We start from the raw sequence: 18,768 nt of genomic DNA, 5'->3' as shown, positions 1-18,768 counted from the left end.
CTCCCGTGCGTATCCGGTCTCCCGTTGCACATCTCGGCGACGGACAGTCGACCGGACCGAAACGATCTCACGGGTGTTCTGTGGAGCAATACCGTCACGCTTCCCTGCCCGTAAGTCCGATTCTCCGCTTGGGGGATCACGGCCCCGGTGCCGGTCCCCGTCGGGCCGGACCGACCGATCGAGGCACTCCAATGACATCACTGACTCAGAGCCTCCGCAGGTTCCACCTCTACGCTGCCCCGCGGGTCATCAGCCTCCGCGAGGTGGCCGACAGCCTCGGGGCCGAACGCCCGGTCTCCGTGAGCGATCTGCTGCGCCGCCTCGACGAGGTGCCGGTCGAACTGCGCATGGCCGAACCCGTCACCACCGAAACCGCGCTCGGCGGGCGCGTCGAGATGGTCCTGCGAAGCGACGGCACATACAGCTCGACCGGGCACATGCGCGCCACCGGTTTCCCGTCGTTCTCCTTCCTCGTCTACCCCACCGTGGAGGGCGGCGGAGGCCGGTTCCGTGCCCTGGCGGTACATCAGGGGCGCGTCTTCGGCACCGACACCCCGGGCGATCGTCAGAAGAACTGGGCAGAGGACGGGCGCAACGAGGCCATCCGGCAGAACTGGCTCACCTTCGCCCGCGACGCCCGGCTCACGGTCCGCAAGGAATGGGAGGTGGACGGTGTCCTCGGAACGCTGGGGGACATCGCGACCGCGGTCGCCCAGGTCGTCGGCGTCGCCGCCGTCACGGGCGCCGGCGGCATGGCCGCGGCGCTGGTCATCGGCTCCCGGCTCGGAGAGGCAGCGGGAGAGCCCTGGCCGTTCCCGGCACTGCCCGTCGGAGTGACGATCGCCTCCGGCGTGCTGCTGGTCTTCGGCCCGGCAGCGATCGTCCCGGCGCTGGCAGCGGGAGCTGCCGCCGAGGGTCTCGTCGAACACCGGCCGCTGCTCGAGGAGGAGGCGGCGTTCGCCGCGAAGGTCTTCGGGCCCACGCTTCCCGATCGGGAGCAGATCATCCTCACCAACATCAGCGGTCTGGACGATCGGGCGTTCGTCGTCCCAGGCGCCGGCGGCTCGTACCTGGTCAATCTGGGCGACGACTTCGGCGACCCGATGGCAGCCAAGGGCGGGAAGTACACCGAGCGCGGACAGATGCTGATCCACGAACTCACGCACGTATGGCAGGCCAGCCGCTGGCCTGCCACGACGTACTTCTGCCAGGGCATCTTCGAGAGCACCTACGAACCCGGCAACGACCCGGGCACGCCGTGGTCGGCGTACGGAATCGAACAGCAGGCCACCATCGTCGACCGGTGGTACGCGGCCGACCCGGCTTTCCTCGGGGGTGAGTTCCAGAACCCGCACCCCGACCTCTCCCGCAAGAAGGCCCATCCCTTCGACCACTACATCCACGCCCACATCCGCGCCGGCATGACCTGATGCCCCGGCCGCTGGGGGGGGCGCTGAACCGCAGTGGTTCCCCTAGGAGTTGGGCGTGTCGTGTGGCGGGCCTCCTCTCCCCGGGTTCCAGCCACGGCGGGGGACGGAGTCCAGCAGGAGGCGGGTGTAGGGGTGCGTCGGTGCGTGCAGGAGTTTCGGCGTGGGGGCCCTCTCCACCACGCGGCCCGCCCTGAGCACCATCACCTCGTCCGTGATGTGGCGGACCACGGCCAGGTCGTGGGTGACGAAGAGGAAGCCGATGCCCGTCTCGCGTCTGATCCTGCTCAGGAGTTCGAGCACCTGCGCCTGGATCGAGACGTCCAGGGCCGCCACCGCCTCGTCCAGGACGAGGAACCGCGGCTCGGCGGCCAGGGCGCGGGCGATCGCCACCCGCTGGCGCTGGCCGCCCGAGAGCTTGCCGGGCAGGGCCGCCGCCTCCCGTTCGCCGAGGCCCACCTGGTCGAGGAGCTCGGCGACCCGGGCCCGTCGCGCCCCTGCCTCCATCGGGACATGGAGGCGCAGCACCTCCTCGACGCACCGGCCCACCGGGACGCGCGGGTCGAGGGAGAGGTACGGGTCCTGGAACACCATCTGGATCTCGCGGGCGCGCGCCAGGCGCTCGGTGCGGCCGCGGGCCGGCACTGAGCGGTCCCGGCCCCCGACCCGGACCGTTCCGCCGTCGGGCCGCTCCAGACCGACCAGCATCCGCACGGTCGTCGTCTTGCCGCTGCCCGACTCGCCGACGATGCCGAGCGAGGCGCCCGGCGCGAGGGTGAACGACACGTCGTCCACGGCCGTGTGGTCCCCGTACCGCTTGCGCAGCCCTTCGACCACGAGCTCTTCCGGCAGGTCCTTCTCGGTTCCGGTCACCGTGTGATCCCTTCGTCCGCGCGGTGGCAGGCGGCCAGGCCGTCGCCGTGGCGTGCCAGTACGGGTGTCTCCTCGACGCACCGCGCCTGCGCGTGGACGCAGCGCGCCGCGAAGGCGCACCCCGGGGGCGCCTCGGCGAGCGATACGGGCCTGCCGGGGATGGGCCGTGGAGCGGAGGAGCCGGCCTCGATCCGGGGCGTGCAGGCCAGCAGCCCCGCCGTGTACGGATGGCGCGGCCCGTCGAACAGCGCGTCGGTGTCCGCCGTCTCGACGATCCGGCCCGCGTACATCACGTACACGCGGTCGCAGATCGCCGACGCCAGCTCCAGGTCGTGGGTGACGAAGAGCAGACCGGTGCCGCGTTCGGCCTGGAGCCGGGTGAGGATCGCGATGATCTCGGCCTGCGTCGTGACGTCGAGCGCCGTCGTCGGCTCGTCGGCGACCAGCAGCTCCGGCTCGCCCGCCAGCGCCGCCGCGATCACCACCCGCTGGAGCATGCCGCCCGAGAACTGGTGCGGATAGCGGCGCAGCGCACCCCGCGGATCGCGGATGCCGACGGCGTCGAGGAGTTCCTCGGCCCGTGCGAGGGCCGTCGCCGCGGGGGTACCGGCGGCGCGCAGCCCCTCGGTGACGAAGTCGCCGATCCGGCGCAGCGGGTTCACGGAGGCGCGGGGATCCTGGTAGATCATGGCGACCTGCCGGGCCCGCAGCCGCGTCAGCTCCGCGCGGTCCATGGTCAGGACGTCGCGGCCGCCCACCCGTACCGCACCGGTGGTCCGCGCCTTGGCCGGCAGCAGGCCGAGCACGCTGCGGCACGCGACCGACTTGCCCGAACCGGACTCGCCTACCAGGCCGACGGTCTCGCCCGGCGCGACCCGGAGCGTGACGCCGTCGAGGAGGGGCCGGGCCGCCTGCCCGCCCGGCAGCCGGACCGCGAGCCCGTCGATCTCCAGCACGGAAGGCCGTTCCGATTCCGAGGGGCCGGTCGGGCCCGCGTTGTCGAGGGTGTTCATGGGGTTCATCGCTCCCGCTTCGCGATCCGGTCGGCGAGGCCCTCGCCGACGATGCTGAACGCCACCACGGCCAGGACGACACAGACCGACGGCGCGAGCGCGGGCAGCATCGCCCCCTGCTGGAGGGCCGCCTGGCCTTCGTTGATCATGGCGCCCCAGTCGGCCGTGGGCGGCTGCACGCCGAACCCGAGGAACGACAGCGCGGCGAGGTCCATCAGGGCGTACCCGAAGTTCATCGCGGACTGCGCGAACACCGTCGGGGCGATGTTGGGCAGCAGATGCCGCAGACAGATCGTCCAGCCCGACCACCCCTGCACGCGGTACGACTCGATGTACGGCCGGGCTTTCTCCTGGCGGGCGATGCCCCGCACGAGCCGCCCCACGTACGGCGTGTACGCCACCGCCATGGCGATCACCGGCGCCGTCATGCCCGAGCCGAGGACGGACACCAGGAGGATCGCGAACAGCAGCCCGGGAATCGCGAACGCCAGGTCCATCGACCGGGACAGCACCACGTCCGCCCAGCCGCCGCGCCACGCGGCGACGAGCCCCAGCAGCGTGCCCAGGAGTGTCGAGACGCCGACCACGAGCAGCGGTCCGAGCAGCCCCGTCCGCGCGCCGTGCAGCAGCCGCGACAGGATGTCCCGGCCCGACTGGTCGGTGCCGAGGAGATGGTCGCCGCCGGTGCCCACCAGGCTCGCCGACAGATCCAGCGCCTCGGGGTCGTACGGCGCGAGCACGGGCGCGAGCACGGCGACCAGGACGAGCCCGGCCAGCACGGCGACGGCGGCCGTGAAGAGCGGCCCCTGCCCGAGGACGCGCAGGGCGCGCAGTCCCGGGCGGCGGCGCAGCGCGCCGGACGAGGGGGAGAGAGTGGTGGTCATCGGGACGCCTCCCCGTGGACGGACAGCCGGGGGTCGACCATCGGAACGAGCAGGTCGACGACGAGATTGACGACGACGAACGCCGTCACGCTCAGCAGAGTGATCGCCTGGACGACGGCGAAGTCCTTGGCCGTCACCGACTGCACGAGCAGCGAACCGATGCCGGACACGTTGAACGCGGTCTCCACGATCGACGTACTGATCAGCAGACCGGCGAGCATCGTGCCGCCGACGGTCACGATCGGGCCCAGGGCGTTCCGGAGCACATGACGGCGGACGACGGAGCCGGCCGCCACCCCACGGGCCCGTGCCACCTCGACGTGCTCGCGCCCCATCTCGTCGAGCATCGCCGACCGGGTGACCCGGGCGAGCATCCCGGCGAAGGTGATCGCCAGCGCGAACGCCGGCAGCGTCAGGTGGTACACCCGGTCGGTGAAGCCCTCCGGAGTGCCACCGGGCCCGGGGAACCAGCCCAGTTGGACGGAGAAGAGCGAGACGAGCGCGATGGCGCTGACGAACGAGGGGGTCGCCGTCGCCACACCCGTGCCGAGCAGCACCGTCCGGTCCACCGCCCCGGGCCGCAGGGCCGCCACGACGCCGGCGGACACCCCGAGGACGGCGACGAGCAGCGCCGCGTACCCCACGAGCACGGCCGTGCCCGGCAGGCGCGAGCCGATGAGCGGGCCGACGTCCTGGTGGAACTGCGCGGAGCGCCCGAAGTCGCCGTGCAGGACCCCGCCCAGCCACTTCGCGTACTGGACCGGAAGAGGGTCGTCCAGGTGGTACTGGGCGCGCAGCGTCGCGATCGCCTCCGGCGTCGCGGGGCGGCCGTGGAGCAGGAAGGACACCGGGTCGCCGGGGGCGAGATGCACCGCGGCGAAGACCACGACCGACGTGACGAGCAGGACCGTCACGAGGCCGAGGAGCCGGCCCGCCAGATAGCGCGTCATGACTGTGCGGCCCCGATCGTCGCGGCCCACGGGTAGTACAGCTGCGCGATCCCGGTGGGCGCGCCGGTGACCCCGCTGCCCAGGAAGACCGAGTAGGGGGCTTCGTACAGCGGGATGACCGGGAGCTCGCGTACGGCGATCTTCTGGAGTTCGGCCGTCAGATCCGCCCTGCGGGCCGGGTCGGGCTCCGCGTTCGCCCGGTCGAAGGCGGCGTCGTACGCGGCGTTCGACCACCTGCCGTAGTTCCCGACGTGGCCGGTGCGCAGGTACTGGTAGAACTCCAGCGGGTCCGGCGTGTTGTCGTACCCGTTGGTGATGACCAGGTCCAGGCCCTTGCGCGCCTCGGGGTCGACGAAGATGCTGCTGTACGCCTCCGGGGCGACGGCCTTCAGCCGGACGTCGAGCCCGATCTGCCGCCCCGCCGCCTGGACGGCGTTGGCCACGACGCTGATCTCCGGCGCGAGCGAACTCGTCGCGAGCGTGATCTTCCGCCCGGTGGCTCCGGCCTCCTCGACCAGCTTCTTCGCGGCGGCCACGTCGTACACCGGCTCGGGCAGGGCGTCGAAGTAGGCGTCGGTCTTCTCCGGCACGAGCGCCCACGCGCCCCGTGCGGTTGGCGCCTTGGCCGGGACGCCGACACCGCCGGCCGCCGCCTTGACGATGTTCTTCCGGTCGAGGGCCATGGAGAGGGCCTGCCGGACCTTCAGATCGCCGAGCGGCCCGGTGAAGTCGAGGACGGAGAGGTCGGCGGCCGCCGTGTTGGGGCCGAAGTACAGCTTCCCCTTGGTGGTGGTGCGCAGCTGCGCGAGCGAGGTGGCGGGCACCATGTAGCCGCCGTCGGACGTGCCGGACAGGAAGGCGTTGGTGCGCGCGGCCGGGTCCTCCACGAACGTGAAGGTGACCGTGTCGTTCTTCGGCGTCAGCGACGTGTCCCAGTACGCCGGGTACTTCTTGAGCGTGACGCTCTCGCCCTGGGCCCAGTCGTCCAGTGCGTACGGACCGGTGCAGTTGACCTTGCCCTTGGGGCCGCCGTAGTCCTTGCCGGCCTTCGCCAGGAAGGCGGCGCTCTCGACGGTGCCGGGGGAGGCCGCCATCAGCTCGTTGAGCAGGACGTCGGGCTGCGTGAGCCGGATCGTCACCTCCAGCGGACCGCTGCTGCTGATCGAGGCGACGTTCCTGAACGCCGACCCCCAGGGCGACCCGGTCGCCGGGTCCATGTGGCGCTTGAGGGAGGCGACCACGTCGTCGGCGGTCATGGTCGTGCCGTCGTGGAACGTCACGCCGGAGCGCAGGGTGTACACCCAGGTCTTCGGATCGGGGTTGGCGTACTTCACGGCCAGCCCGGGCTCGATCTTCAGGTCGGGGGTGACCCGCAGCAGCTGTTCGCACACGTTGGCGAGCACGGTGTTGGGCGGGTAGTCGTACGCGAGGGCGTAGTCGAGCGTGTACGGCTCGGCGTACAGCGACCAGGTGAGTGCCCCGATCGGGCCCTTCGCCGCGGGGGAGGTGGGGGTGACGGTGTAGGCGGAGGCGCCGCCGGATCCGGATCCGGTCGCGCCGGAGCAGCCGGCGGTGGTGGCCGCGACGGCGGCGGTACAGAGGAGTAGTGCGGTGGCTCTGGAGATGCGCAAGGAGACCCACCCCTTACGGGCGTAGTGACGGGCGCTGGGGACGAGACGAACTGTGGTGCGGGCTGTGGAGCCTGCTGTGATGGGGCAGCGTGGGGGGTGGGGGTGATGGGCGGCCTGGGGGCGCGTGGGGGGTGAGACGCGCGGGCCGCGGCGGGGCGGCGTCAGGCCGTGTGCACCGGTGTGCCGCCGACGTACGTGCTCAGGACCCGCGCCTCGGCGATCTCCTCCGGCGGCGCGGTGAAGATGTCGCGGTCGAGGACCGCCAGGTCGGCGAGCATGCCCGGGCGCAGCGTTCCGGTCTCGTCGAGCCCGTTCACATGCGCGGAACCGGCGGTGTACGCGGCGACGGCGGTCGTCGCATCGAGGCGCTGCTCCGGCAGGAAGACCCGATCGTCGGCCGTGCCCGGCTCCTTCCGGTTCACCGCGACATGGATGCCCGCGATCGGGTCGGGGCTGGAGACGGGCCAGTCGCTGCCCGCCGCGAGGGTGGCCCCGGCGCGTAGCAGGGAGCCGAACGGGTACTGCCAGGAGGCTCGTTCGGGTCCGAGGAAGGGGATCGTCAACTCGTCCATCTGCGGCTCGTGCGCGGCCCACAGCGGCTGGATGTTGGCGATGGCCCCCAGGCGGGCGAACCGGTCCAGGTCGTCGGGGTGGACCACCTGCAGATGGGCGAGATGGTGCCGGTTGCCGCGCCGGCCGTTGGCCTCGACCGCGGCCTCGACGGCGTCGAGGGCCTCCCGCACCGCGCGGTCGCCGAGCGCGTGGAAGTGCACCTGGAAGTCCAGGGCGTCCAGCCGGGTCACGTACGAGCGCAGCGCGACCGGGTCGACGAAGCTGAGCCCCGAGTTGGCGGTGGCGCAGCCGCAGCCGTCGAGGTACGGAGTCGTCATCGCGGCCGTGAAGTTCTCGGCGACACCGTCCTGCATGATCTTCACCGAGCCGGCCCGGAACCGCCCGTACGTCAACTCCCGTCGTCGTACGACCAGTTCGTCGATCTGCTCCACTCCCCGCTCGCGGTCCCACCACAGCGCCCCGGTGACCCGGGCGGTGAGCGTCCCGGCGCGGGCGGCCGTGACGTAGGCGTCCGAGGGATCGGGGTGGCCGCCGTACACCCCGAGCATGGCGTCCTGCCAGCCGGTGATGCCGAGCGAGTGCAGCAGCTTCTGTGCGCGCAACAGCCCGGCGAGCCGGTCGGCGGCGGTGCTCGGCGGGACGAGCCGCGAGACCAGGCCGGTGGCGCCCTCCTGGAGGGTGCCGCTCGGGGTGCCGTCCGGCTCGCGCTCGATCCGGCCGTCGGCGGGGTCGGGGGTCTCCCGGGTGAGCCCGGCCTGTTCGAGGGCGCGTGTGTTCGCCCAGGCGCCGTGGTGGTCGCGGTTGACGAGATACACCGGCCGGTCGGGGACCACCGAGTCGAGCAGCTGCCGGGTGGGCACGCCGCCCTCGAAGCTCTCCATCGACCAGCCGCCGCCGGTGATCCACGGGCGGTCCGGGTGCGCCTCGGCGTACTCCCGGATCCGGGTCAGATAGTCCTCGACGCCGACCGTGCCGGTCAGATCGCACTCGGCCATTTCCGTCCCGGCGAAGACGGCGTGGACATGCGAGTCCTGGAAGCCGGGGAGCAGCAACTTCCCCCGCAGGTCGACGACTTCGGTGCCCGGCCCGATGAGCTCGCGTATCTCGTCATGACCGACGGCGGTGATGCGCTCGCCGGTGACGGCGAGACTGCTCGCCCGGGTGCGGGCGGGATCGCCGGTGTGGACGGGGCCCTGGGTGAAGACCAGATCGGCCTTGGTCATGCGGACGCTCCAGAACAGGAGAAGGAGGGGTGCCTGGTGAACGCACATGGAACTGGGCGAGCCGTTTACACGTCAATGGTGTTGTCATAAGGTGCCCGCATGGTCGAGCGAGTGGTTCCGGAAGGCCTGCGGCGGCGCCGCAGGCCCACCAAACAGGGCGCCGTCCTCTCGGAACGGCTGATCATCGAGACCGCGCTGCGGCTCGTCGGCGAGCACGGCGCGGACGCCCTGTCCGTACGGCGGCTCGGCGCCGCCCTCGGGTCCGACCCCAGCTCCCTCTACCGCTATTTCCGCAACACCGACGACCTGCTGCTCGCCCTGGCCGACGAATTCGTCGGGCGCGCGCAGGAAGGCTGGCGGGCGACCGGCGACTGGCGGGTGGACCTGCGCGACATGGGGCTGAGGATCCACGCGGTGTATCTGGCCAACCCGCAGGTGGCGCTGCTCGCCGCCCACCGGACGACCGGCCGCGCCCACGAGACGGCGGCGGTGGAGAAGATCCTCGGGATCCTGCGCCGGGCCGGCTTCCCCGACACCACGGCCGTACCGCTCTACCACGCCTTCGTCGACCAGGCCCTGGCCTTCGCGGCCCTGGACGCCGCCGCGCTCGCCCTGCCGGAGCCGGCGCGCGTGGCGGACGAGGAGGTGTGGCGCGCCTCGTACGGGAAACTGCCGCCGGAGACCCATCCGAACATCGCGGCGACGTTCCCGCTCCTCGCCGCCGACATGCGCGACAGCGGGTATCCCTTCGCCCTGGACCTGATGCTGGACGCGGCGGCGGCCCGGCTGCCGTAGCCGGGGCCGCGCCCCGCCTGCGGGCCCCGGGGGCGCGAGGCCGCGGTGTGGCGGGCCCGGCGGGCCGTGAGCGCCCGGTCGGGGGCTGCTCACGGCCGGGCGCTCGCCTCCGTGGCTCAGGCCACCAGGGTCGCCGCCTCCTCGTCCCGTACGCCCTTACGCGGCTCGTAGCCGGGCTCCGGGGTGGACGCGGTCGTCGACACCGTGGGCTCCTCCCTCAGCAGGGCGATCAGGGAGCCGCGGGCGCGGGCGACGCGGGAACGGACCGTTCCGACCGGACACCCGATGGCGGCGGCGGCGTCGGCGTACGGCAGCCCGAGCAGCTGCGTGAGGAGGAACGCCTCGCGTCGCTCGGCCGGAATCTCCGCCAGGAGTTCCGCGAGCGCGATCCCGTCCTCGAAGCCCGGCAGACCGCGTGGCTGGGCACGTTCCGCCGCCGTCTGCCAGTCGTCGCGGCCCGAGAGTCTCGGCCGGGCGGCGGCGTGCCGGACGCTGTCGATCACCGTGCGGCGCGCGATCGCGAGGAGCCACGTCCGCGCGGAGGAACGGCCCTCGAAGCGGTGGAGGGAGCCGAGCGCGCGGAGGTACGTCTCCTGCGTGAGATCGTCGGCGGCCTGCGGGTCGGCGCTGAGAAAGGCGACGTACCGCCAGACGTCACGCTGGGTCGCCCGCACCAACCGGTCCACGGACCGGGGGTCGCCGCTCCGGGCGGCCAGCGCCAGCTGGGTCACCGCCTCGTCGGTACAGGAGGTGTGCCGCGCGGGGCGCGGCGAGGTCAGGGCAGGGGTCATCGCCAGAGGTCCTTCGCGAAAATGGGGTCCGGCGGCGCGCGTGATCGGCGCGGCCGGTGAGTCGTACGGCCGGGCGCGTGGGCGCGCGGCCGGTGCCCGACACGGTGACGCGACGGCGTCACGACGAAGCGTCGGGAATCCGGGCTGTCAGCGGACAGCGACAGCCCGGGGAGGACCCCTGGTGACGAGAGTGTGCGCGAGGAGGAGTCGGCGGAGCGTACGGGCCGCCCGAGGCCCCCGGCGGGAGCGGACTCGGGGGCGGTGCGGCGGTGCGGGCAGACGGAGAAGCGCCCGGAGCGGGGCCAGCAGCAGGCTCGCGAGGGCGCGCAGGACGCGGAAGGCGGCCCGCTCGCCGTGGGCGAGCCAGAGACCGCAGAGCAGCGCGGCCAGGAGGTGGGCGGCGAACATGCCCGTCGACGACATGTCTCCCATGTCGTGCCCGGGCACGGAGGCGTGCGCCATCCGGTCGTGGCCCATGGCGGCGTGGCCGCTGTGGCCGGCCGGGTGCGTCGCGGCGGGCCCGCCGGATGCCGGGGGAGCGGCGGCGGACTGGGCGAGGGAGAAGAGGGAGTGCAGGGCCGCCTGTACGACGACGGTGGCAGCGGTGACGGACAGCAGGCCGCGTTCCCGGTCGGCGAGGCACCAGGCCACCCCGCCCGTCGCCCCGAACGCGACGGCCGCCGTCCACCCGGGCACGGGCGCGCCCGACATGAGGACGTGGCCGGTGGCTGTGAGCAGCACGCAGACGGCCGCGAACAGCGCGGCCCGCACACCTCGACACCATCGGCCCGAAATCATGGCGGGGGTCATCCTCGCACTCCCCCCGTCGGTCGGCATCGGTAGGTACGGAATCGGCTCAACCCCGTACTCAGCAAGGGAGTTGTGGCACACGTCACAGGCGGTGCCCGGAACTGTGACGCCCCTGGAGCCGACCACTGCCGCATGAAGACGGAGGGGGACGGGTGGGCGGCGCGCCGGCTCACCGCGCTGCTGACCTGCGCGATGGCGTTCTCGATGCTGCAGCTGTTCCTGCTCGGCGCCCTCGGCCCACGGCTGGTCGACGAACTGGGCATCTCACCCACCGTGCTCGGTCTGACCACGACGATCGGCTTCGGGACGGCCGCCGTGCTATCGCCGACCGGCGGGCGGGTCGTGGACCGGATCGGCCCAAGGCGGTCGCTCGTCCTGCTCCTCCTGATCTCCGCGGCGGCGCTCGCGCTGATCGGCGCGGCGCCGGGGGCGGGGCTGCTGCTCGGCGCGGTCGCGCTCGGCGGACTGCCCCAGGCGCTGGCCAACCCGGCGACCAACAAGGCCGTCCTGGCCACCGTGCCGCCGGACGGCCGGGGCGCGGTGACCGGGACGAAGCAGTCGGGCGTCCAACTCGGCGCGTTCGCGGCGGGTCTGCCGCTGGCCGCCCTCGCGGGCGGAGTGGGGTGGCGCGGCGCCGTGTGGACCGCCGCCGGTACGGCGCTGCTCACCGGCCTGTGGGCGTGGCGCGCGCTCCCGGCCGACCCGCCACCGCCCTCGGCGCCCGTCTCGGCCGCGGGCGGGCGCGCGTCGGTGCTGCCGCGCGGGCCGATCGCCTGGCTGGCCGTGTTCTCGCTCTTCCTGGGCTGCGGGATCGCCTCCGTGAACACGTACCTGGCTCTGTTCGGCACGCGGGAGCTGGGCCTCGGGCCGACGGCCGCCGGTGCGCTCGTGGCCGTTCTGGGCGTGGCGGGGATCATCGGGCGTGTCGGCTGGTCGCGGGCGGCCCGACCCGGGCGCGCCGAGTGGCTCCCGGGTCTGCTGGCCGCCGGAGCGGTCGGCGCGGCGCTGCTGCTCGCGGCGGCGCCGGCCGTGGAGCCGCTGGCGTGGGTGGCCGCCGCGGCGGTCGGTGTCTTCGCCGTTTCGGGCAACGCGGTCTCGATGGTCCTCGTGCTCCAACGGGCCGCGCCCGGCCGTGCGGGCCAGGACTCGGCACTCGTGGCGGCGGGCTTCTTCACCGGCTTCGCCGTCGGCCCCCCGCTCTTCGGCCTCCTGGCCGAATCGGGCCGCTACGCGACAGGCTGGCTCCTGGTGGCCGCGGAGTTCGGCGCGGCCTGCGTGGTGTCCCTGCTCTGGGCGAGCCGAGACCACGGGGCGCGACGAGGAGCGACGCCGTGAACCCCGGCGGCCCGTCGCCGGCGGACTCACCCGGGGGACCGTCGGGCTCGTCCGTACGGAAGTCGACGGGCGGCCCGTTGAGTTCGTCCGTACGGAAGCCGGCCGACGGCCCGTCGGGCTCGTCCGCTCCGGGCTGGGCCCGCGGTGCGCTGGACGAGGTGCTGGGGCGGGTCGGCGAGACCCTCGACGAAGTCGGGGACCGCTTCCCGCTGTTCGCCGACCCCGACACCGGCCGCTGGACCACGAGCGGGCGAGGATCCTGGACCGGTGGGTTCTGGGCCGGCCTGCTCTGGCTGCGGGCCCGGCACACCGGCGAGGAGCGGGACAGGGCGGCGGCCTCCGCGTGCACGGCCCGGCTCGCGGCGTGGGTGGAGGCCGACACCGCGACCCGGGGGCTCATCCTCTGGTACGGCACCGCGCTCGCCGACCGGGACCCGGGGGCGAGCGCCCTCCGGACGCGGGCGGCCCGGGCCTGCCTGGAGGCGTACGATCCACGACTCGGGCTGGTCCCCTGGGGGGCGGCGCTCGGCGGCCCCCGCCTCCTGGCCCGGGCCGACGGCGTCCCCGGCATGGTCCCTCTGCTCGCCACGGAGTCGGCCACCGCCGCCGCGTCCCATCTGCGCAGCCACCTCGACCTCTGCGTCCAGGGCGCCGCGGGGCTGCGGCCCGCGTGGCGCCGGGAGGACGAGACCGACGACTGGCGCCCGTACGAGGAGCCACCTCCCGGCTGGACGCGCGGCCGCGCCTGGCTGCTCCTCGCGGTGGCCGACGCTCTCCTAGCAGCCGCCGGCGGACCGCACGGCACGCACACCGGCGGAGACGCGGAAAGCACGGAGACCGCCACCGACCGGGCCGGTACGGACGCACTGGAGCGCCGGTCCGCCGCACGTGGCGCGCCCCGCGCGGCCGCCCCGGACGGCCCCCGACACGCCGACGAACGGCTGCTCGCCGCCCTGGAGTTCCTGCTGCCGAGGGACGGCGAGCCGCTCGTGCCGGTTGCCGACGAGGGGGTGCCCGGCGGGCCCGTCGACACCTCCGCCGCCGCGATCACCGCCGTCGCTCTGCTGAAGCTCGCCCGGCTGCCCGACGCCCGCTCCGCGCGGCACGCGGAGCGGGCCGTCGCCGTGCTCTCCCGGCTGACCGCCGCGCACATGTCCCGCGGCCGGCTCCTCGACGGCTGCTACGACGTCCGACGCGGCACCGCCGTACGGCACGAGCTCGTCTGGGGCGACTTCTTCCTGGCCCTCGGGCTCGCCGCCCTCGCCGACGGCGGCCGAGGGGGGACGGTCGACCTCACCACCGTGTAGCGGCCGCGCCCTCACCCCCGTACCCCCGCAACACCCGCCGTGCGACAGCCGTGATGTGGAGCTCGTCCGGCCCGTCGAGGACGCGGGCCGAGCGCCCCGTGCGGAACAGCGCGGGCAACGCGGTGTCCGGGCCGAGGCCCGCCGCGCCGTGCACCTGGATCGCCGCGTCCGCGACCTGCTGGAGCATCCGCGCCGCCGCGACCTTCGCGAGACCGACCTCCGTGCGCGCGTCCCGCCCCGCGTCGAGCAGCGCCACGGCCTCGTGCACCAGCGGACGCGTCGTCCGCAGCGCGAGCAGCGCCTCGAAGACGTGCTGCTGCACCAGTTGGTGACCGGCGAGCGGCCCCCGGGAGCCTGACCGCGACACCGCCCGCCCGCACATGAGGTCGAAGGCGCGCTGCGCCTGGCCCAGCCAGCGCAGACAGCGCAACGTACGACCCCACTGCAGCCGTTCACCCGCGACGGCCAGGGCCCGCCCCCGCGCCCCGACCAGATGGTCCCCGGGCACCAGGACGCCGTCCAGCTCGATCTCCCACTGACCGCCCGCCCCGAGTACGGGCAGTTCACGCACGACGCGGAACCCGGGGGAGTCCGTGGGCACGAGGAGCAGCGACAGACCGTCCCGGTCCCCGTCCCCGCCGTCCGTACGGGCCAGGACGGTCACCAGGTCGGCGTCCGCGGCCCCCGACGTGAACCACTTCCGCCCCGTCACGCGCCACCTCCCGTCCGGCTCCCGCCGGGCCCGGGTCGCGGTCAGGAACGGGTCGGTGCCGGGCACATCGGACTCGGTCATGGCGTAACAGGTCCGGGCCTCCCCGGCGACGACCGGCTTCAGCCACCGGTCCCTCACCCCCACGCTCGCGTGCCGCGCCAGCATCCGTACGTCGAGCAGAGAAGCCGAACCCAGCGCGGCGGGACCGTGGTCGCTCGCACCCTCCACCTCCGCGTACGCGGCGTACTCCGCCAGTCCGAGCCCCCCACCGCCCAGTTCGGCGGGCAGCGGCAGCGCCCACAGGCCCCGGCCCACCGCGTCGTCCCGCAGTTCGCGCAGCGCGGCGGTCGCGGGTGGCCCTCCTGCGTCGAGGACCGGCTCGCGCGGCACGACCCGGGTCCGTACGAAATCGGCCACTCGCTCCGGCACCGCTGTGTCAGGCACGTCTCTCCTCCAGTTGGCCGGGACCGATTCACCGGGAACCCGTGGGAACTGCTGTCCGACTGACTCATGCGTGGAACTGGTCGGGAGCGAGGGCCTTCGGGTTCCCGCTCACCAACAACCGCCGGGCGCAGGGCACTCACCGCGCCAGGAGAGGAGAGGCATGGCGTCATCCGTCACCACGCAGAGGGTCCGGCGGCCGCTCGACACACTTCGGTTCGAGGCCTCCGGACCGCCGGAGATCACCGAAGTCGTCGACCGGCATCTGAGGCTGCTCGGCGCCACCACATCGTGTGCGCCCGGTGAACAGCGTTCCGGTGAGCTGGAGCTGAGCGGGGGCGACACGGGCTTCGCACCCGTCACGGCGGCCATGTCCTGGGCCGGCGCGGGCGGTGCGGTCGATGGCGGCGACGACGGCGGCATCGTCGACGAGGCCACCGTCCAGGCCGCCACCGGCGTCATGGCCGTCCACGGCCGCCGCGACGGCGTACCGCGAGGCCTCGCTGCCGACTGGACCGCCGCCGCCACCGGCGTCCTCACCGTGCAGGGCGTGCTCGCCGCCCTGCTGGCGCAGGCCCGTGGCGGCACGGCGCCCGTCCGCGTGGGCACCTCCGCCGACCGGGCCGGGCTCCTCGCCGTCTCCCAGTACCTCGCCGCCGCCGGGGCCGACGAGGGCGAGGCGGCCGAACTCGCGCCCGGAGGGCCCCCGTTCACCTCGGCCGAAGGTGTCGTCTTCGAGCTGGAGACCCTCGATCCGGGGTCCTGGGCGGCGTTCTGGCGCGCCCTCGACGCCCCCGCCGACGCGATACGAGCGGGCTGGCGGCCCTTCCAGTTCCGCTACGCCACCGCCTGCGCGCCCTTCCCGCAGGGGCTCCACGACGCGACGCGCGCCCACGGCTGGGATCGCGTCCGGCAGGCCGCCGCCCTCTCCGGGGCCGAGGTCTGCGCCCTGCGCACCCTGGCCGAGCGCGCCGCGGAACACGACGGCGCGGCCCCCTGGGAGTTCGGCCTGCTGCGCCCCGGCATCCCGGTGCCCGCCGGGCCCGCGCCCACTGCCGTACGCCCCCTGGCCGGTCTGACCGTCCTGGAGGCCGGTCGTCGGATCCAGGCCCCGCTCGCCGCCCACCTCCTCGGCCTGCTGGGAGCCGAGGTGGTCCGGATCGAGCCACCGGGCGGCGACCCGCTGCGCGGCATGCCGCCCGCCTGCTCGGGTGTCTCCGCCCGCTGGCTCGCCCTCAACCGGGGCAAGCGGGCGGTCGAGATCGACATCAAGTCGGCGGCCGACCGGCGCCGGCTGCGGTCGATGGCGGCCGAGGCCGATGTCTTCCTGCACAACTGGGCCCCCGGCAAGGCGGCCGAACTCGGCCTGGAAGCCGCGGACTTCGCCGCCGCCAACCCGGCGCTCGTGCACGCCTACACCAGCGGCTGGTCCGGCCGCCTGGCCGACGCCCCCATGGGTACGGACTTCATGGTCCAGGCCCGTACGGGTGTCGGCGAGGCCGTCCGCCCCCACGGCGAAGGTCCCGCGCCCTCCCTGATGACGCTCCTCGACGTCCTCGGCGGACTCCTCGGCGCCGAGGCGGTGCTCGCCGGGCTCCTGCTGCGCGAACGCACCGGTCACGGCGTCCGCGTGGACTCCTCCCTGCTCGGCGCGGCCGACACACTGACCGCCCCGGCGCTGCGGCGCGCCGCCCGGGGCGAGGACCCGCGCCGCCCGGCCGGCTTCCGCCGTCCGCTTCCCACGGCCGACGGCTGGCTCGCCCCGGGTGACGCGTACGCCGCCGCCGCGGCCGCGTACGACCTGCGTGAGCTGTCCACCGAGGACGCCGTCCGTCAACTGCGCGGCCACGGCATACCCGCGACCGCGGTCACGACCGATCTGACCGCCCTGCACCACGATCCGCGCTTCGCCGGCTCGATCAGCCGGGACGCGCACGGCGCCCCCGCAGTCCCCGACCCCTGGAGCCTCGCATGACCGCCGACACCACGACCGCCTCCCGGCCCACGACAGCAGCCCCGCACCCCACGACAGCAGCCCCGCGGCCCACGCCGACCGCCTCGCAGCCCTCGACGGCCACCTCGCACCCCACTCCGACCGCCTCGCAACCCTCGACGGCCACCTCGCACCCCACCCCGACCGCCTCGCTGCCGGTGACAGCAGCCCCGCAGCCCACGACGGCAGCCGACACCCCGGTCAGGACTCGGAACACGCCCACCCACAGGAGCACCGTCCCGGGGTCTGCCGCCCCGGCCGACCCGCCCAGCACCCCCCACCACCCGACCCGATTCCGGGATCTGGTGCCCGCGTCGCTACGCCGCTCCTGGGTGGTGGACGGCACCTGTCCCGACCTCGACCTCTACAGCCTCTTCCGGGCCCGCCAGATCGCCGATCTGCACCGCACGGCCGTCCTGGATGCCAAGGGGAAGCTCTGTTACACCGCCCTCGACCGCAAGGTCCGATGTCTCGCCACCGGCCTTCGTGACCTCGGCATACGCGAGGGTGACGTGGTCGGTGTCCAGCTCCCCGACAACCGCAACGCCGTCATCGCCGACCTGGCTCTCGCCGCTCTCGGCGCCGTGGCGCTCCCGTTCCCGGCCGGCCGGGGCGCCCGGGAGGCCGAGTCCCTGCTCCGCCGCGCCGGTGCGGTCGCCGTCATCGCCGCGACCGCCCACCGCGACACGCACCCCGCCGCCGAACTGCACGCCCTGGCCCCCCGGCTCCCCGCCCTGCGGCACGTCGTCGCCACCGGCCCCGGCCCCGCCCCCGAAGGAACCGTCGCCTTCTCCCAGTTGCTGCGCTCCGACCCGGCCGGCTTCGTGCCGGCCCGCCCCGACCCCGAGAGCGCGGCCCGCATCCTCGTCTCGTCCGGCTCCGAGGCGGAGCCGAAGATGATCGCGTACTCGCACAACGCCCTCGCGGGCGGGCGCGGGAACTTCCTCGGCTCCCTCATGCCCGACGGCACCCCGCCGCGCTGCCTCTTCCTGGTGCCGCTCGCCTCCGCGTTCGGCTCCAACGGCACGGCCGTCACCCTGGCCCGGCACGGCGGCTCGCTCGTCCTGCTGGACGGATTCACCCCCGAGTCGGCCCTCGCGGCGATCCGGGAGCACGAACCGACCCACATCCTCGGCGTACCGACCATGGTCCGCATGATGCTCGACCGTCTCGACGCGACCGGCGAGAAGCCGCCCGCGCCCACCGCGCTCGTCCTGGGCGGCGCGCCGCTCGACGAGACGACGGCGGCCGACGCGGCGGCGGCGTTCGGCTGCGCGGTCGTCAACCTGTACGGCTCCGCGGACGGCGTCAACTGCCACACGGGCCTGGAGAACCGCACCCCGCCCACCGACGGAGACGGAACAGGGGTCGTCGCCGGCCGGCCCGACCCCCGTGTGGCCGAGATCCGCGTCGTCGACACCGAGACCCACGAGCCGCTCCCGGAGGGCGGCATCGGGGAGATCGTCGCCCGTGGCCCGATGACCCCGCTCTGCTACGTCGGCGCTCCCGAACTCGACGCCCGCTACCGCACCGCCGACGGCTGGGTCCGCACCGGGGACCTCGGCCTCCTCGACCCGGACGGCGTCCTCCACGTGGTCGGGCGCCTCAAGGACATCGTGATCCGCGGAGGCTCCAACATCAGCCCCGCCGAGGTGGAGCGCGCCCTCGCCTCGCACCCCGGGGTCCGCGACGTCGTCTGTGTCGGTGTGCCGGACGAGCTGATGGGGGAGCGGCTGGCGGCGTGCGTGGTGCCCCGCACCGACGAGCCCGTCACGCTCGCGTCCCTGGGCGAGCACCTGACGGGGCAGGGCCTCCATTCCTGCAAGCATCCCGAGCGTCTGCTGACCCTCGCGGCGCTCCCGCTGACCCCCGCGGGCAAGCCCGACCGGGCGGCGCTGCGCGCCCGGTTCGCCCCGCAGCCCCCGCCCGCTGCACAGGCCGAGAGCGACGGCGGACGACACGAGGGATGACGCGACGGTGGGGGCGGTCCGGGCGGACCGCCCCCACCGA

General features: G+C 74.2%; 15 protein-coding genes. 6 read left to right on the top strand and 9 right to left on the bottom strand.

The window, feature by feature from the left end; translation table 11 throughout:
- The first annotated feature begins 191 nt into the window (after nt 1–191).
- A complete protein-coding gene (locus ACZ3OF_RS14515; protein ID WP_467304775.1) occupies nt 192–1,430 on the top strand; it encodes a hypothetical protein in 1,239 nt (412 codons plus the stop codon).
- 42 nt (nt 1,431–1,472) lie between these two features.
- On the opposite strand, the gene ACZ3OF_RS14510 is transcribed toward ACZ3OF_RS14515, so the two are convergent.
- From ACZ3OF_RS14510 to ACZ3OF_RS14485, 6 genes are all read right to left on the bottom strand, one after another.
- Entirely contained in the window at nt 1,473–2,300 is an 828-nt protein-coding gene (locus ACZ3OF_RS14510) for an ABC transporter ATP-binding protein (RefSeq protein WP_467304773.1), read from the bottom strand.
- Nucleotides 2,297–3,313: an ABC transporter ATP-binding protein gene (locus tag ACZ3OF_RS14505; protein ID WP_361673318.1), complete on the bottom strand. Its 1,017-nt coding sequence runs from the start codon at nt 3,311–3,313 to the stop codon at nt 2,297–2,299. Before ACZ3OF_RS14505 ends, ACZ3OF_RS14510 begins: the two co-directional genes overlap by 4 nt.
- Before the next feature lie 5 nt (nt 3,314–3,318).
- Nucleotides 3,319–4,197, bottom strand: coding sequence for an ABC transporter permease (locus tag ACZ3OF_RS14500; protein WP_361672889.1), 879 nt, complete (start codon nt 4,195–4,197; stop codon nt 3,319–3,321).
- On the bottom strand, nt 4,194–5,147 hold the full coding sequence (locus ACZ3OF_RS14495) for an ABC transporter permease (protein ID WP_467304770.1): 954 nt from the start codon (nt 5,145–5,147) through the stop codon (nt 4,194–4,196). Before ACZ3OF_RS14495 ends, ACZ3OF_RS14500 begins: the two co-directional genes overlap by 4 nt.
- A complete protein-coding gene (locus ACZ3OF_RS14490; RefSeq protein ID WP_361672894.1) occupies nt 5,144–6,778 on the bottom strand; it encodes an ABC transporter substrate-binding protein in 1,635 nt (544 codons plus the stop codon). Before ACZ3OF_RS14490 ends, ACZ3OF_RS14495 begins: the two co-directional genes overlap by 4 nt.
- Nucleotides 6,779–6,939: 161 nt before the next feature.
- Complete coding sequence (locus ACZ3OF_RS14485; protein WP_467304768.1) at nt 6,940–8,574, bottom strand: amidohydrolase; 1,635 nt, start codon at nt 8,572–8,574, stop codon at nt 6,940–6,942.
- Between the two features lie 99 nt (nt 8,575–8,673).
- On the opposite strand from ACZ3OF_RS14485, the gene ACZ3OF_RS14480 reads away from it, so the two are divergent.
- Entirely contained in the window at nt 8,674–9,369 is a 696-nt protein-coding gene (locus tag ACZ3OF_RS14480) for a TetR/AcrR family transcriptional regulator (protein ID WP_361672898.1), read from the top strand.
- Nucleotides 9,370–9,485: 116 nt separating this feature from the next.
- Here the strand turns inward: ACZ3OF_RS14480 and ACZ3OF_RS14475 are convergent, their stop codons facing one another.
- Together ACZ3OF_RS14475 and ACZ3OF_RS14470 are read right to left on the bottom strand one after the other, a co-directional pair.
- On the bottom strand, nt 9,486–10,160 hold the full coding sequence (locus ACZ3OF_RS14475) for a sigma-70 family RNA polymerase sigma factor (RefSeq protein ID WP_361672900.1): 675 nt from the start codon (nt 10,158–10,160) through the stop codon (nt 9,486–9,488).
- A 147-nt stretch (nt 10,161–10,307) separates the two neighbouring features.
- Nucleotides 10,308–10,958, bottom strand: coding sequence for a hypothetical protein (locus tag ACZ3OF_RS14470; RefSeq protein ID WP_361672902.1), 651 nt, complete (start codon nt 10,956–10,958; stop codon nt 10,308–10,310).
- A 144-nt stretch (nt 10,959–11,102) separates the two neighbouring features.
- Between ACZ3OF_RS14470 and ACZ3OF_RS14465 the strand changes: the two genes are divergently transcribed.
- On the top strand, nt 11,103–12,305 hold the full coding sequence (locus ACZ3OF_RS14465; protein WP_467304765.1) for an MFS transporter: 1,203 nt from the start codon (nt 11,103–11,105) through the stop codon (nt 12,303–12,305).
- The gene (locus tag ACZ3OF_RS14460; protein ID WP_467304763.1) at nt 12,302–13,612 is read left to right on the top strand and encodes a sugar ABC transporter permease; all 1,311 of its coding nucleotides are present in this window, start codon (nt 12,302–12,304) and stop codon (nt 13,610–13,612) included. The genes ACZ3OF_RS14465 and ACZ3OF_RS14460 overlap by 4 nt, the downstream gene beginning before the upstream one ends.
- Here ACZ3OF_RS14460 and ACZ3OF_RS14455 read toward each other — a convergent pair.
- Nucleotides 13,599–14,768: an acyl-CoA dehydrogenase family protein gene (locus ACZ3OF_RS14455; protein ID WP_361672908.1), complete on the bottom strand. Its 1,170-nt coding sequence runs from the start codon at nt 14,766–14,768 to the stop codon at nt 13,599–13,601. The genes ACZ3OF_RS14460 and ACZ3OF_RS14455 overlap by 14 nt on opposite strands.
- 160 nt (nt 14,769–14,928) lie before the next feature.
- Between ACZ3OF_RS14455 and ACZ3OF_RS14450 the strand changes: the two genes are divergently transcribed.
- Together ACZ3OF_RS14450 and ACZ3OF_RS14445 are read left to right on the top strand one after the other, a co-directional pair.
- A complete protein-coding gene (locus ACZ3OF_RS14450) occupies nt 14,929–16,740 on the top strand; it encodes a CoA transferase (protein WP_467304760.1) in 1,812 nt (603 codons plus the stop codon).
- Nucleotides 16,737–18,728, top strand: a complete 1,992-nt coding sequence (locus ACZ3OF_RS14445) for a class I adenylate-forming enzyme family protein (protein WP_467304758.1) — start codon at nt 16,737–16,739, stop codon at nt 18,726–18,728. The genes ACZ3OF_RS14450 and ACZ3OF_RS14445 overlap by 4 nt, the downstream gene beginning before the upstream one ends.
- The last annotated feature ends 40 nt before the right edge of the window (nt 18,729–18,768 follow it).

Source organism: Streptomyces sp. NPDC022552 (genome assembly GCF_055561875.1).
Note: the sequence above shows the minus strand (reverse complement) of the source record. Positions and strands in the feature narration are given on the sequence as shown.

Bases quoted from the DNA above. Each gene is read 5' to 3' on its own strand.
- ACZ3OF_RS14515 (WP_467304775.1), top strand. From the start codon at position 192: ATGACATCACTGACTCAGAGCCTCCGCAGGTTCCACCTCTACGCTGCC.
- ACZ3OF_RS14495 (WP_467304770.1), bottom strand. From the start codon at position 5,147: ATGACGCGCTATCTGGCGGGCCGGCTCCTCGGCCTCGTGACGGTCCTG.
- ACZ3OF_RS14450 (WP_467304760.1), top strand. From the start codon at position 14,929: ATGGCGTCATCCGTCACCACGCAGAGGGTCCGGCGGCCGCTCGACACA.
- ACZ3OF_RS14465 (WP_467304765.1), top strand. From the start codon at position 11,103: ATGAAGACGGAGGGGGACGGGTGGGCGGCGCGCCGGCTCACCGCGCTG.
- ACZ3OF_RS14445 (WP_467304758.1), top strand. From the start codon at position 16,737: ATGACCGCCGACACCACGACCGCCTCCCGGCCCACGACAGCAGCCCCG.
- ACZ3OF_RS14475 (WP_361672900.1), bottom strand. From the start codon at position 10,160: ATGACCCCTGCCCTGACCTCGCCGCGCCCCGCGCGGCACACCTCCTGT.
- ACZ3OF_RS14470 (WP_361672902.1), bottom strand. From the start codon at position 10,958: ATGATTTCGGGCCGATGGTGTCGAGGTGTGCGGGCCGCGCTGTTCGCG.
- ACZ3OF_RS14480 (WP_361672898.1), top strand. From the start codon at position 8,674: ATGGTCGAGCGAGTGGTTCCGGAAGGCCTGCGGCGGCGCCGCAGGCCC.
- ACZ3OF_RS14500 (WP_361672889.1), bottom strand. From the start codon at position 4,197: ATGACCACCACTCTCTCCCCCTCGTCCGGCGCGCTGCGCCGCCGCCCG.
- ACZ3OF_RS14505 (WP_361673318.1), bottom strand. From the start codon at position 3,313: ATGAACACCCTCGACAACGCGGGCCCGACCGGCCCCTCGGAATCGGAA.
- ACZ3OF_RS14485 (WP_467304768.1), bottom strand. From the start codon at position 8,574: ATGACCAAGGCCGATCTGGTCTTCACCCAGGGCCCCGTCCACACCGGC.